This window comes from Heyndrickxia coagulans DSM 1 = ATCC 7050, assembly GCF_000290615.1.
Taxonomy (GTDB): domain Bacteria; phylum Bacillota; class Bacilli; order Bacillales; family Bacillaceae_C; genus Weizmannia; species Weizmannia coagulans.
The window spans coordinates 1-13,294 of record NZ_ALAS01000101.1 but is presented as its reverse complement, the minus strand read 5'-3'; the positions used below and the strand labels follow the sequence as shown (position 1 = coordinate 13,294).

General features: G+C 48.9%; 14 protein-coding genes. All 14 read right to left on the bottom strand.

The features are described from left to right. Nucleotides 1–131: 131 nt before the first annotated feature. Nucleotides 132–683 (bottom strand): manganese efflux pump MntP, encoded by a 552-nt coding sequence (locus IC21_RS04680; protein ID WP_017554512.1) that lies wholly within the window; start codon nucleotides 681–683, stop codon nucleotides 132–134. A 149-nt stretch (nucleotides 684–832) separates the two neighbouring features. Beyond that, nucleotides 833–1,888: an L-threonylcarbamoyladenylate synthase gene (locus IC21_RS04675; RefSeq protein ID WP_029142833.1), complete on the bottom strand. Its 1,056-nt coding sequence runs from the start codon at nucleotides 1,886–1,888 to the stop codon at nucleotides 833–835. Nucleotides 1,889–2,086: 198 nt separating this feature from the next. Next, complete coding sequence (gene spoIIR / locus IC21_RS04670) at nucleotides 2,087–2,845, bottom strand: stage II sporulation protein R (protein ID WP_019721022.1); 759 nt, start codon at nucleotides 2,843–2,845, stop codon at nucleotides 2,087–2,089. Between the two features lie 75 nt (nucleotides 2,846–2,920). Further along, nucleotides 2,921–3,784: a peptide chain release factor N(5)-glutamine methyltransferase gene (prmC, locus tag IC21_RS04665; RefSeq protein WP_019721023.1), complete on the bottom strand. Its 864-nt coding sequence runs from the start codon at nucleotides 3,782–3,784 to the stop codon at nucleotides 2,921–2,923. Continuing rightward, entirely contained in the window at nucleotides 3,784–4,854 is a 1,071-nt protein-coding gene (gene prfA / locus IC21_RS04660; RefSeq protein WP_029142834.1) for a peptide chain release factor 1, read from the bottom strand. Before prfA ends, prmC begins: the two co-directional genes overlap by 1 nt. 140 nt (nucleotides 4,855–4,994) lie before the next feature. After that, nucleotides 4,995–5,381, bottom strand: a complete 387-nt coding sequence (locus IC21_RS04655; protein ID WP_013860744.1) for a hypothetical protein — start codon at nucleotides 5,379–5,381, stop codon at nucleotides 4,995–4,997. Between the two features lie 65 nt (nucleotides 5,382–5,446). Beyond that, the gene (locus IC21_RS04650) at nucleotides 5,447–6,019 is read right to left on the bottom strand and encodes a thymidine kinase (protein ID WP_029142835.1); all 573 of its coding nucleotides are present in this window, start codon (nucleotides 6,017–6,019) and stop codon (nucleotides 5,447–5,449) included. 116 nt (nucleotides 6,020–6,135) lie between these two features. Beyond that, nucleotides 6,136–6,336 (bottom strand): 50S ribosomal protein L31, encoded by a 201-nt coding sequence (gene rpmE / locus IC21_RS04645; RefSeq protein WP_013860746.1) that lies wholly within the window; start codon nucleotides 6,334–6,336, stop codon nucleotides 6,136–6,138. A gap of 160 nt (nucleotides 6,337–6,496) precedes the next feature. Next, nucleotides 6,497–7,777, bottom strand: a complete 1,281-nt coding sequence (gene rho / locus IC21_RS04640; protein ID WP_013860747.1) for a transcription termination factor Rho — start codon at nucleotides 7,775–7,777, stop codon at nucleotides 6,497–6,499. Between the two features lie 434 nt (nucleotides 7,778–8,211). Next, the gene (gene glpX / locus IC21_RS04635) at nucleotides 8,212–9,177 is read right to left on the bottom strand and encodes a class II fructose-bisphosphatase (RefSeq protein WP_014096744.1); all 966 of its coding nucleotides are present in this window, start codon (nucleotides 9,175–9,177) and stop codon (nucleotides 8,212–8,214) included. Nucleotides 9,178–9,287: 110 nt separating this feature from the next. Next, nucleotides 9,288–10,574 (bottom strand): UDP-N-acetylglucosamine 1-carboxyvinyltransferase, encoded by a 1,287-nt coding sequence (gene murA / locus IC21_RS04630; RefSeq protein WP_017554520.1) that lies wholly within the window; start codon nucleotides 10,572–10,574, stop codon nucleotides 9,288–9,290. A 178-nt stretch (nucleotides 10,575–10,752) separates the two neighbouring features. After that, nucleotides 10,753–11,400 carry a fructose-6-phosphate aldolase gene (gene fsa, locus IC21_RS04625; RefSeq protein ID WP_013860750.1) on the bottom strand — a complete coding sequence of 216 codons (648 nt, stop codon included), beginning with the start codon at nucleotides 11,398–11,400 and terminating at the stop codon, nucleotides 10,753–10,755. A 299-nt stretch (nucleotides 11,401–11,699) separates the two neighbouring features. Continuing rightward, the gene (locus IC21_RS04620) at nucleotides 11,700–12,557 is read right to left on the bottom strand and encodes a class II fructose-bisphosphate aldolase (protein WP_017554522.1); all 858 of its coding nucleotides are present in this window, start codon (nucleotides 12,555–12,557) and stop codon (nucleotides 11,700–11,702) included. A gap of 211 nt (nucleotides 12,558–12,768) precedes the next feature. Further along, nucleotides 12,769–13,134: a response regulator gene (locus IC21_RS04615; protein ID WP_029142836.1), complete on the bottom strand. Its 366-nt coding sequence runs from the start codon at nucleotides 13,132–13,134 to the stop codon at nucleotides 12,769–12,771. Nucleotides 13,135–13,294 lie beyond the last annotated feature (160 nt).

Below are 13,294 nucleotides of genomic sequence, written 5' to 3'. Positions count from 1 at the left end.
TTTTTGTACATCGTAACAGCCTCCAAGTGCAAGGTTTTTTACGTGTTTCCTTTGAAATCCTTACACTTTATATTCGACAAAAGTAGCCAACATCCTTGTCAAATCTGGAATTTTTGCTTATTCAGCAAGCCCTAAATAGAAAACAGCAATTTCAGCCCGAACACAACCAGGATCGTTCCCCCGAGCACTTCGCCGTACGCCCCGATCCAGCCTTGGAATTTCCTGCCGATCAAAAGACCGAGCCAGGTTAAAAGTGCAGCAGCCACGCCGAAGCAAATCATGACGGCAACAGTCCGCACGCCGAAAATGCCGAGTGACAGCCCGGCAGAAAAACTGTCCAGGCTTACGCTCAACGCAAACAGCATTGTTCCCCGTCCGGACGGGCTGACAGCTTGTGCCCCCTCCTTTCTGAAGACCCATACAATCATCTGTATCCCCATGATAACAAGCAATATGCCGCCAATATACTGGGCAAACAGGCCAAAAGTATGGGAGAGAAGATGGCCCGCAAAAACACCGAGAACCGGCATCAACACATGAAAAATGCCGACCGTTAAACCTATGTAAAAGATTTGCCTCAGTCTGGGCTGCATCATGCCCACGCCGAGGCTTACCGAAAAAGCATCCATGCCGAGCGCCAGAGCCATGATCGCCAAAGTTACCATTTCTGCGAGGACTGCCATTCTTTTTCCCCCTTTGGACGTGCCTATTCCAACTTATGCACGTCCGGGGTGTTTTAGAAGCCGCAGATCTCCCGGCACCCCCCCTCCCGCGCACACAATCCGTAATGAAGCAAGACCAAGTGATAAGGGTGGTTTGGAAACGTCCGGGGTTACTGAACATCCTTTTCTTTTACATAACGATGCCCCGCTGCTTTTTCAAGCCGGTTCATAATCGCCCGGCCGATGCCTTCACGCGGGAAAATTTCAGAAAATATCACGTCCACTTTTTGCGCATCAAATGATCGGAGTGTATCATACAAGTGCCGGGCAACGGTCTCAAGGGATGACCGCCTGCCGCACACCGCGACCACATCAGCACGGATTTCACCGGATGTTTCTTCCGTCACAATCGCCCCTGTTACTTCCCCTTTTTTCCGGTGTGCATCGATCATTTGCTGCATAAAAGCCGTGCTGCCGTCCACAAGATAAACCGGCGCATTCGGCGCATAATGCGTATATTTCATGCCGGGCGCTTTCGGCCGGGCGCCGGTCCCCTTAAGCCCCGGATCAAGCCTGACCTTTCCGATCCGTTCTTCGAGCTGTTCTTTCGTAACACCGCCCGGGCGCAAAATCACAGGCACTTTCGCGGTCACATCGAGCACGGTCGATTCCACTCCGACACCCGTTTCTCCCCCGTCCACAATCCCGGCAATTTTACCGGCAAGATCTTCCCGGACATGGCGGGCCAATGTTGGGCTCGGCTTGCCGGACCGGTTGGCGCTCGGGGCGGCAATCGGCAGCCCGGCCAGGCGGATGAGCGCCAGTGCAACCGGATGCCGGGGCATGCGGATCCCGACCGTGTCCAGCCCGGCCGTCACCTTTTTGGACAATGCCCCCTTCTTCACCTTTACAACGAGCGTAAGCGGGCCCGGCCAAAAAGCTTTCATCAGCACTTTCGCCGTTTCCGGTATTTCTTCCGCCAATTCTTCCAGCTGCTTTTCCTCCGCAATGTGGACAATCAGCGGATTATCGGATGGCCTTCCTTTTGCCTTGAAAATCTTATCCACCGCTTCATCGCTTGTTGCATCGGCTCCTAAACCGTATACCGTTTCAGTCGGAAAAGCGACTGTCTGCTTCTCTTTCAGTAACTGTGCTGCTTCTGCAAGTTGTGGATAAGACCCGGAATTCTCCACAGTTTTATCCACAACCCAGTATTTTGTTTCCATCCTTTTCACCTTTCTCCATCCAATCATCGGCCCTGCCAGGATATTTATTTATCAAGTTTTCTCCCGGCAAGGATACAAAAGTTTGAAAAATGAAACAAGTATTATCCACATCTTGTGGATAATACTTTGCATTTTGTTGATAACCCGACTTCGTTCCAGCCCGTTTGTCCGGCTTTTCCACAAACCGGGCGAAAAATGTTAAAACAGTTCCTTGATCACTTTCACAATCAGCAGCTTTTTCTCCACCCCGCCATCATCGCCGGCGTAAACAGAGCCGTTGCGGTTTGCTGTTTCACCGGCTGGCTGCTTGGTTCCGTGGTCTTGTGCCCCTGCCTGGTTTTCGTGCGGTTTCCGGTTCACTTTTTCAGCTGCCTCTTCCGCAGGTTTTGTGCCGGCATTGGAAGCCGCAACCTTCTTTGTTTCCGGTTTCTTTTCTTCACCCCCGCTACTTGTTGCAACGCCGTTGGAAAAATCGAGAAAACAGAGGGGCGGATACAGGACGCACCACCAATTGGCGCCCTTGCCTTCCCCAAGCGTAATCAGAACTGCTTCATACTTCCCGGCCGGATATAAGTACTGGCCGTATAATTTTGTCGGAAAGGCGACCTTTCCAAGTTCTGCCTTGACCGGTTCGTTCAGGTGTTCTTCCGCCATCACCCTTCTTGCAATGTTTTCAATTTCCGGCAAGCGGGAACGGATGACTTTTTCCGCTTCTTTTTTGGACGTTAAGTGGCCCACCCATTTGGTAATGTTCGCATTCACTTCATCGCGGATTTTCCGTTTTACCCCCTGGTCTTCCGGCTTGTCGCTGTTTGCCAGAATCCGCAGCCGGATCGCGTCTTTCGGAATGACGATGGTTTCAGCCTCCGCCGCTTTTTGTTTCGGTGCATATAAACTGATGATCGTTGCGATCGATAACATGAAAATATACAATGATACCACTGTTTTTCTTTTCATTTTCTTCTCCCCGTCCCTTCGTATTCTCATTGTGGGCAGGAACAGGGGATTTTAAACTATGAATCTGAAAAAAATCTAATTTTTTTCGCAAAATACCATCCGCTCATGGCCGTTGAGATCGCGGACCACTTCCACAACGCTTTCCGGGAACGTATCCCGCAGCAGGCAGGAAACGCGTTCCCCCTGGCCTGAACCAATTTCAAAACCGACGAGCGCCCGCTTATTTAAAACATACGGCAAGGTTTCCACCAAGCGCCGGTAAAATGCAAGGCCGTCTTCTCCGCCAAACAGGGCCGTTTCAGGATCATGATCGCGCACCACAACGGATAACGAGCTGCGGTCCGTTTCCGGGATATACGGCGGATTGGATAACACAATGTCCAATTTTTTGCTGCCCATGAACGGCTGGAGCAGATCCCCGTGCACAAACCGAATATCCGCATGCAGGGCTTCAGCATTTTTTTCAGCGACGGCAAGCGCTTTTTCCGAAATATCGGATGCGTACACAAAAAGCTTTGGCAACTCCAATTTAATTGTGGTTGCGATAATGCCGCTGCCTGTCCCGATATCTGCCAATGTAAGCCCTTTTGTTTCCCCGAAATGGCGGCGGATCCGTCCGATTGCGCCCTGCACCAGCTCTTCCGTTTCCGGGCGCGGAATGAGCACATCCCGGTTGACAAGAAATTTCCGGCCGTAAAAGTATTCGTAGCCTGTGATATGCTGGACCGGAACCCCTTTTGCATGGGCTTCTACCGCTTGCCGGAACTTCACCCCCGCATCCGGGGGCAAAGCCATCCGCAAGTTGGAAAGCAGGCGGGTTCTGTCCATATCCAGAAAATGCCCGAGCAAAAGTTCACCCGCATTCGCGTCACGGCCGTTTTCCGTTAAAAAAGAAGAAGCCCACTTTAAGGCTTCATACACTTTTATGTTCCTTTCCATCAGCCATTCACACTCTCCAGTTTTTTTGACTGGTCTTCAAGGATAAGGGCATCAATGATTTCATCGAGTTTGCCATCAAGCACCTGGTCAAGCTTTTGGATCGTTAATCCGATCCTGTGGTCTGTCACACGGTTTTGCGGAAAATTGTACGTACGGATCCGCTCGGAACGGTCCCCTGTTCCAACGGCGGATTTCCGGTTGGCATCATATTCCGCCTGCGCTTCCTGCTGAAATTTATCATAAATGCGGGCACGCAGCACTTTCATCGCTTTTTCTTTATTTTTGATCTGCGATTTTTCATCCTGGCAGGACACAACAATCCCGGTCGGAATGTGGGTCAGGCGCACAGCCGACATCGTCGTGTTGACGCTTTGCCCGCCCGGCCCGCTTGATGCAAACGTATCGACGCGGATATCTTTTTCATTGATATCCACTTCGACTTCCTCCGCTTCCGGCAAAACCGCAACCGTTGCCGTAGACGTATGGATACGCCCGCCCGATTCCGTTTCCGGCACACGCTGCACCCGGTGGGCCCCGTTTTCAAACTTCAATCTTGAATACGCGCCCTTGCCGTTCACCATGAAAACAATTTCTTTGTACCCGCCGATCCCCGTGACATTGGCTTCAATCACATCGATTTTCCAGCCTTGCGATTCGGCATAACGCGTGTACATACGGTACAGGTCGCCTGCAAACAACGCGGCCTCATCCCCGCCGGCAGCCCCGCGGATTTCCACAATGACGTTTTTTTCGTCATTCGGGTCTTTCGGCAGAAGCAAAATTTTCAGGCGTTCTTCGTATTCCGGGATTTTTGACTCGAGTTCATGGATCTCTTCTTTCACCATGTCCTTCATTTCAGGATCGAGTTTTTCCGACAGAAGCGACTTTGCATCCCGGAGCTGTTTCTGCACTTCTTTATATTCACGGTACACCTGCACGGTTTCCTGCAAATCCGACTGCTCCTTCGAATACTCCCGCAGTTTTTTCGGATCATTGACGATCTCAGGATCACTTAACAACTCATTCAGCTTTTCGTACCGGTCTTCCACGGCCTTCAACCGATCGAACATCGAACCCCACCTCATTTCACAACGTATTCCCATTCCGGTAACAGCAAAACCCGCCCTTCAGACATAACAAATTTATTATAGTATACGCACGGGGAAACTTAAAGCGGAACATGGGAGCAGCGCTGCTGAAACGCCTTTTCCTATTTCACGTCTATTCGGACATGAATGTCGTAGCGGGGCGCCACTTTCAAAAGCCGGCTGCGGATGTCCGCCGCTTTTTTCATTCTTTCCCTGTGGTTCAGCTGTTCCTCCGTATGGACATTGACCCACATATCTTTCCCGTTCACATATACCGAATGGGGGACAGCACTGTCCATTTTCCAAACCGCTTCCCGCACCCTCTCGATATCCGCATTTACAGCAGCTGCCCCACCAGCATTCCCGTTTCTTTGCCCTGCCTTTTGCGTATCCGCCGTGCTTAACGGCTTCGTTTCAATGCGATCCGGCGCAGCTTCACGGGTCCGGCTTTGGGCCGTGCAACCTGAAAGCACCATCATTAAGCAGAGGAAAATCAGCTGTTTTGCCATAAAAAAAACCTCCTTTTCCAGTAGGTTTCCCTTCGGATGGAGGTTTATTTATGCATCACATGCCGTCACAGCGGCGGATGGTCGTGGCATTTGCGGCAAACAGGATAATACGTGTCGTTCCCGCCAATCTGGATCTGGTCCCCTGTATACACCGGCTTCCCGTTCTCGTCGACGCGCAAATTCATCGTCGCCTTCCGTTCGCAAAACCAGCAGATCGTTTTCATTTCTTCGATTTTATCGGCATACAAAAGCATGTACTTGCTGCCCTCAAAAAGCTCATTTTGAAAATCATTTTTAAGGCCGAACCCCATTACCGGGATATGCAAATCATCAACAATGCGGGCAAGCTGCAGCACATGCCTTTTTTTCAAAAACTGGACTTCGTCGATCAGGACGCAGTATGGCGCGGGATTGTACCCTTTCACCATTTCAAAAATATCCGTATCATCGTAAATCGGGATCGCTTTCCTGCGCAAGCCGATTCTGCTCGAAATATAGCCTTCTTCATCGCGCGTATCGATGCCCGATGTAAAGATGAGAACCGGTTTATTCTGCTCTTCATAGTTATGGGCGACTTTCAAGATTTCAATCGATTTGCCGCTGTTCATTGCGCCGTATCTGAAAAATAGCTGTGCCATCATCCCCGCTCCTTATTTCAACAAATATGGTTTTTAGACCTGAAAAATCCGTCCGGGCAAGCCGGCATCCCATAAAAAAAACAGGCAAACGCATCGCCTGTTTTTCATGGATTCTTTTATTTAAGTCCGTATTTTTTATTAAAGCGATCAACACGTCCGTCAGCAGTCGCGAATTTTTGGCGCCCTGTATAGAATGGATGGCATTCGGAACATACTTCCACGCGCAGTTCATCTTTTACGGAACCACTTTCGAATTCGTTTCCGCACGCACATTTGACCATTACTTTTTTGTATTCCGGATGAATTCCTGGTTTCATGCTTTTCATCTCCTTCAGCCCTGAGTCATTGCGAAACAGAGTTCTATTGTTTTACGGGACACGCCCTGTAAAATTTCATAAACACACTGTCATTATTATAACAAGTCCGGAGTGGAAATGCAACATCACTGCCAGAAAAAAAGTTCTTCCTTATTTTTCCTTATATTACACGCCTTGACGATGATACTTTCAAGTCTGCTTTGATCATTTCCACAAACTCGTCGTTTGTTTTGGATTGTTTCAGCTTGCGCAAGAATTTTTCGACAAAATCCGGAGAATCGGACATCGATTTGCGGATCGCCCACAGTACTTCGAGATGGTCTTTCGAAAGCAGCAGTTCTTCTTTCCTTGTACCGGAACGGCGGATGTCGATGGCCGGGAAAACGCGCTTTTCGGCGAGGGAGCGGTCAAGATGGAGCTCCATGTTCCCGGTGCCTTTAAATTCTTCATAAATCACATCATCCATGCGTGAACCGGTATCGACCAGCGCGGTGGCCAAAATCGTCAGGCTGCCGCCTTCTTCAATATTACGTGCCGCCCCGAAAAACCGTTTCGGACGATGGAACGCAGCCGGGTCAATCCCGCCTGAAAGCGTTCTCCCACTCGGCGGAATCACAAGGTTATAGGCGCGTGCGAGGCGCGTAATGCTGTCCATTAAAATGACGACATCGCGCTTATGCTCGACAAGGCGCATCGCTCTTTCCAATACGAGTTCCGCAACCTTGATATGGTTTTCCGGCACTTCGTCAAAGGTCGAGCTGACGACATCCGCATGCACGGAACGTTCAATATCTGTTACTTCTTCCGGCCGTTCATCAATCAACAGAACGATCAATTCCGCATCAGGATGGTTCACGGTAATAGAGTTGGCAATTTCTTTCAGCAGCATCGTTTTACCGGCTTTCGGCGGCGCCACAATCAAACCGCGCTGTCCGAAACCAACCGGGGTGATTAAATCCATAATCCGGGTGGACAGTTTTTCGGGAGCCGTTTCAAGGATAATCTGCCGGTTCGGATAAAGCGGCGTCAGAGCCGGAAAATGAACCCGTTCCTTAGCGGTTTCCGGGTTTTGGCCGTTTACCGCTTCCACATGCAGCAAGCCGTAATAACGTTCGTTTTCTTTCGGCGGCCGGACTTTGCCGGAAACCTTATCGCCGTTTCTTAAATCAAAGCGGCGGATTTGCGAAGCAGAAATATAAATGTCCTCCGAACTTGGGGAGTAGTTGATCGGGCGCAGGAATCCGAATCCTTCCGACTGGATGATTTCGAGCACGCCTTCCATAAAGAAATACCCTTCTTGCTCTGCCCGTGCTTTTAAAATCGCAAAAATTAACTCTTTTTTCGTCAGTTTGCTGTAGTAGGATACTTTATACTCTCTTGCAAGGGCATAAAGCTCTTTTAACGTCATATTTTCCAGACTTGATATTGATAAACTTTCCATAAAAACACCACACTTTTTCAATTTACAGTCGGGTAGAGCAGGCTGTTTCTTCCGTTACATCAAAATTTTCCATTTGTTCCCGGCGCTTAAAACTATACCGGTATACCAATGGAACAGAACAGGCTAAAAATAAAGGAATGTGAAGGCAAGATATGAACATCCACAGTTTTGCTTTGCGCATAGATAGAAAACATGAGCTGTCTGCAAAGAGGCAATGTTGCAGCACGTGCATCTATGGAGCCGCACCATGTACGGAAGAAAAAGAAGACAAACAATTGAATATTTATAAACAAAACCATAATCATTTTAACCCTGAAACAGAAGAGAAATCAACTAAAAATAGCATAAGAGGTAAAAAACTTTGTTGAAAATGGGAGGGAAGGCGGCACTTCCGCCCTTCCCCCGCCGCTATAGCTGCATGTTCCCCCGGAGATTTACGCTTTGATCACAAGGTTCGGCTTTTTCTTCAGACTGTGCTGCCCTTCAATAAAGCGGACCGTCCCCGACTTTGCACGCATGACGACAGAATGGGTGGATCCGTACTGGCCCTTAAATTGGACACCGCGCAAAAGTTCCCCGTCGGTTACGCCGGTCGCAGCAAAAATGGCGTCATCCCCGCTCACAAGGTCGTCCATCATCAGCACTTTATTGATGTCAACCCCCATGCTCAGGCAGCGTTCTTGCTCCGCGTCGTTTTGCGGCAGGAGGCGTCCCTGGATCTCGCCGCCGAGGCATTTCAGCGCAACTGCTGAAATAACCCCTTCCGGCGCGCCGCCCGATCCGAACAAAATATCTACACCGGTATGGTCGAATGCCGTGTTAATGGCAGCTGCCACATCCCCGTCATTGATCAGTTTGATCCGGGCGCCTGCAGCACGGAGCTGCGCAATAATTTCTTCATGGCGCGGACGGTTCAGAACTGTTGCCACCACATCCTCGATATCTTTATTTTTCGCCTTTGCCACAGCCTTTAAATTATCGATAATCGGTGCATTAATATCAATCATGCCGACTGCTTCAGGGCCGACAGCAATTTTATCCATGTACATATCCGGCGCATGGAGCAAATGTCCGTGATCTGCTATCGCCAGCACACTGAGCGCATTCCAGCCGCCGGATGCCAGGATATTCGTTCCTTCCAGCGGGTCAACTGCAATGTCAACGCGCGGGCCGTATCCGTTCCCGAGTTTTTCCCCGATATACAGCATCGGCGCTTCATCCATTTCCCCTTCGCCAATGACGACAGTGCCTTTCATCGGAATGGTGTCGAACACATCACGCATCGCGGACGTTGCCGCATCATCCGCTTCATCTTTCAATCCGCGCCCCATCCATCTTGCGGATGCAAGTGCTGCTGCTTCCGTGACACGGACCAATTCCATTGACAAGCTTCTTTCCAATTTTACTACCCCCATAAATAGATTTTTAATTAGTATAACACATTTAAAAAATTATTGTGTCATAATTTATCCGTTTTTTTTCTATTTATGGGGGAGCCGGCAATTGCCCGCTAGGAATGGTTCAGGTGTTCCATCTCCTTTTCGGACATGCCTTCCCGCCAAACAGCGGCACCAAGACCGGTTAATTTTTCCACGAGGCAGCTGTATCCGCGGTCGATATGTTCGACCCCTGTGACTTCTGTCACCCCTTCTGCCATCAGGCCGGCAATGACAAGGGCGGCACCCGCACGCAAATCACTCGCTTTTACCTTTGCCCCCTGAAGCCGGGCCGGGCCGTTGACAATCGCAGACCGTCCTTCCACTTTAATATTGGCGCTCATTCTCCGCAACTCGTCAATATGTTTAAAGCGGGCGGAATAGATTGTATCGGTTACGATAGACGTGCCTTCTGCCCTTGTCAAAAGCGTGGTGAACGGTTGTTGCAGATCTGTCGGAAACCCCGGATAAACGAGTGTTTTAATATCAACCGGTTTCAGCTTGTCTGCTTTTCCGATAAAAATCTGTTCATCCCCGGTTTCCACCGGTATGCCCATTTCCCTGAGCTTTGCGGTCAGCGACTCGAGATGATGAGGAATGACATTGTCAACCAGTACCCCTTCACCCGCCGCCGCCGCCAGGATCATAAACGTACCAGCTTCAATTCTGTCCGGGATAATCGTATGCCGGCAGCCGCTCAAATGGTCCACGCCTTCAATCCGGATGACATCTGTTCCCGCACCTTTAATTTTTGCGCCCATATTCGTCAAAAGTGTGGCTACGTCAATGATTTCCGGTTCTTTTGCAGCGTTTTCAATGACTGTCTTTCCCTTTGCTTTGACGGCAGCCAGCATAATATTGATCGTTGCTCCGACACTGACAACGTCCAGATAAATACGGGCACCTTTCAATTCATCCGCCCTTAAATAGATGGCACCCTGCTCATTTGTCACTTTTGCGCCCAATGCTTCAAAGCCTTTAATATGCTGGTCGATCGGCCGCGGTCCGAGATGGCACCCGCCCGGCAGCCCGATGACAGCTTTTTTGAACCTTCCGAGCATCGCGCCCATCAAGTAATATGAGGCACGCAGTTTCTTCACCCTGCCATTGGGCAGCGGCATCGAGATCATATGGCGGGGATCCACCGTAATTTCCCCGTCCTCTGACGTAACCGTTGCCCCGATCTCTTCCAGCAAGCCGGTCAATGTCCGGACATCGGAAATTTCAGGCAAGCCTTCTATTGTTACAGGAGATTCCGCGAGGATGGTCGCAGGTATTAAAGCGACAGCGCTATTTTTTGCGCCGCTCACTTTAATGGTGCCTTTCAAAGGATATCCCCCGGCAATTTTTAGCTTTTCCATATTAAGCTCCCTTCTTTAGCGGGTATGGATGTACATTCCGGTTGTAAATGGCCGTTCGCAAACTGGTCCGAAAGCTCCGTAAAACAATATGAATCCCAGCAACAGGATTGCCGAACAGGCGGAAAATCAAACTGCCCCGGAGAAAGCAAGAAATAAAGAGCAATTTTAAATATTTCCGTTATTTTTCTGTACGGCTGTTCCAGTCGCGTGTAAATTGTTCAATCCCTTTATCCGTTAACGGATGTTTGAACAGCTGTGTGAGCACTTTAAACGGGACGGTTGCGATATGCGCCCCTGCGAGCGCCGCTTGTGTAATATGCTGCGGGTGGCGGATCGAAGCTGCGATGATTTCCGTATCAATTTGATGAATGGAAAAAATTTCGGCAATCTCTGAAATAAGATGAATGCCGTCATGCCCGATATCATCCAGCCTGCCAAGGAACGGCGAAACATAAGTTGCACCTGCTCTTGCTGCCAAAAGCGCCTGGTTGCTGCTGAAAACCAGGGTGACATTTGTGCGGATGCCTTCCTGTGCCAATTGATGGACAGCTTTCATTCCTTCCGGCGTCATCGGCACTTTGACCGTAATATTCGGGGCAATAGCCGCGAGTTCCTTTCCTTCTTTTACCATGCCTTCCGCATCTTCGGACACGACTTCGGCACTGACAGAACCGGGCACGAGCGCCGTAATTTCTTTTAACCGGTCATGGAATGAAACATTTTCCTTGGCCACAAGAGACGGATTTGTCGTTACACCGGACAAAATCCCCCATTCATTTGCAGTTTTAATTTCCTCGAAATTGGCAGTATCAATAAAAAATTTCATTCTGCTTCCATCTCCTTTTATGGTTCCTATGTATCCATTTCCACTATACCACGGAACGAAAAGAAAGTTCAGAAAAACAACCATTTTTTTCACAGGCGCCTACCCAAAAAACGGCCGCAAACCCTCTTGTTCCGGGCGTTTGAACCGGTTTCCCGAAAAAAGCACAAAGGTAAAACGCTTAAAGCCGCCCGTATTTTAAAGCAACCAAAAAAGCCCGGCACGCACGGGGCAGCGCCAGACTTTTTTATCGTGAACACCCATCCTTAAGGCATTGCGTGTTCACGGTTAATCTAAAACAATCATGCTTTTTGGTTAGAACCGAACTCGCGGATTTTGCCGATAACGGTTTGTTTAATCGTTTCGCGTGCAGGCCCAAGGTATTTGCGCGGATCGTATACATCCGGATCAGCGGCCAATACTTCACGAACCGTTTTTGCGGAAGCAATTTGGTTTTCCGTATTCACGTTAATTTTTGCAGTACCTAAAGAAATGGCTTTTTTGATGTCAGCTTCAGGAATGCCTGTCCCGCCGTGGAGCACAAGCGGAATGCCGGTAATTTTGCTGATTTCTTCCATTTCTTTGAAGCCAAGGTTTGGTTCGCCGTGGTAAGGGCCGTGAACTGAACCAAGAGCCGGCGCCAAAGCATCGATTTTGGTTGCGTCAACCAGTTTTTTGCATTCTTCCGGATCCGCATAAATGATGCCTTTTCCGACAACATCGTCTTCCTGGCCGCCGACAGTGCCGAGTTCTGCTTCCACAGATACGCCGCGGGCATGGGCATATTCCACCACTTTAGAAGTAATTTCCACGTTTTCGTCAAACGGATGGTGGGAAGCGTCGATCATTACAGAAGTAAAGCCTGCATCGATAGCTTTCTTTGCATTTTCAAAGCTTGAACCATGGTCAAGATGGATCGCGACCGGAACCGTGACATTCAAGTCTTCCATTAATCCTTCAACCATTTTTACAACGGTTTTAAAACCGCTCATGTAACGGGCTGCTCCTTCGGAAACACCGAGGATGACCGGGGATTTTTCTTCTTCTGCAGCCATCAGGATGGCCTGGGCGTATTCAAGGTTATTGACGTTGAATTGCCCTACCGCATATTTCCCTTCTTTTGCTTTATTCAGCATTTCAGTCATGGAAACTAAAGGCATGAATTTTCCTCCTTATCATTTGCGTTAAAAAGATTGCCCGAGGTTATCATTTTTATGATATACAATCTTGATAACATCATACTAGCCTATTGATCATTCCTTAACAATCATAACAAACAAAACCGGGATTTACCAATGAACTTTATTTGTCGGTAAAAAGAAATAAAATTATCAAAATTTTACGGTTTAGCACTTTTTTCACTTCATGCGCTTACATCGCCAAATATTTTTTCACTGCCTTGCGGATGTCGTCAATATCAAACGGCTTTGCAAAATGGGTCAGCGCCCCGAGCTCCTTCGCTTTCTCAATCAGATCCAGTTCGCCGTAAGCGGTCATAATGATGGCCCGGATATCCGGGTTCATTTCTTTCAGCTTTTTTAAAATTTCAATGCCGTCCATGCCGGGAATTTTCATATCCAGCAGGACAAGGTCGATTTCATGGTTTGCAGCCAGGGAAAGCGCCTGGGGGCCGTTTGCCGCCTGAAAGGTTTCATAGCCTTCTTTCTGCAGCACTTCCGTAAGCAGAACCCGGATGCCAAACTGGTCGTCAACAATTAAAATATTCGGCTCTCTCATTTTTTCCCTCCGTCACATGATCATTTTTACCAAAATTTGTATGTACTTTTGGTAACTCCCACTTGCCTTTGAGCCCTTGCCAAAATGCTATATCCCCTGAAACTGTAAGCAGTCAGACAATTAAAGGTCGTTGATTTATTCCACTAAAGAAAAAAGACGT

Bases quoted from the DNA above. Each gene is read 5' to 3' on its own strand.
- IC21_RS04680 (WP_017554512.1), bottom strand. From the start codon at position 683: ATGGCAGTCCTCGCAGAAATGGTAACTTTGGCGATCATGGCTCTGGCG.
- IC21_RS04675 (WP_029142833.1), bottom strand. From the start codon at position 1,888: ATGGAAACAAAATACTGGGTTGTGGATAAAACTGTGGAGAATTCCGGG.
- spoIIR (WP_019721022.1), bottom strand. From the start codon at position 2,845: ATGAAAAGAAAAACAGTGGTATCATTGTATATTTTCATGTTATCGATC.
- prmC (WP_019721023.1), bottom strand. From the start codon at position 3,784: ATGGAAAGGAACATAAAAGTGTATGAAGCCTTAAAGTGGGCTTCTTCT.
- prfA (WP_029142834.1), bottom strand. From the start codon at position 4,854: ATGTTCGATCGGTTGAAGGCCGTGGAAGACCGGTACGAAAAGCTGAAT.
- IC21_RS04655 (WP_013860744.1), bottom strand. From the start codon at position 5,381: ATGGCAAAACAGCTGATTTTCCTCTGCTTAATGATGGTGCTTTCAGGT.
- IC21_RS04650 (WP_029142835.1), bottom strand. From the start codon at position 6,019: ATGGCACAGCTATTTTTCAGATACGGCGCAATGAACAGCGGCAAATCG.
- rpmE (WP_013860746.1), bottom strand. From the start codon at position 6,336: ATGAAACCAGGAATTCATCCGGAATACAAAAAAGTAATGGTCAAATGT.
- rho (WP_013860747.1), bottom strand. From the start codon at position 7,777: ATGGAAAGTTTATCAATATCAAGTCTGGAAAATATGACGTTAAAAGAG.
- murA (WP_017554520.1), bottom strand. From the start codon at position 10,574: ATGGAAAAGCTAAAAATTGCCGGGGGATATCCTTTGAAAGGCACCATT.
- fsa (WP_013860750.1), bottom strand. From the start codon at position 11,400: ATGAAATTTTTTATTGATACTGCCAATTTCGAGGAAATTAAAACTGCA.
- IC21_RS04620 (WP_017554522.1), bottom strand. From the start codon at position 12,557: ATGCCTTTAGTTTCCATGACTGAAATGCTGAATAAAGCAAAAGAAGGG.
- IC21_RS04615 (WP_029142836.1), bottom strand. From the start codon at position 13,134: ATGAGAGAGCCGAATATTTTAATTGTTGACGACCAGTTTGGCATCCGG.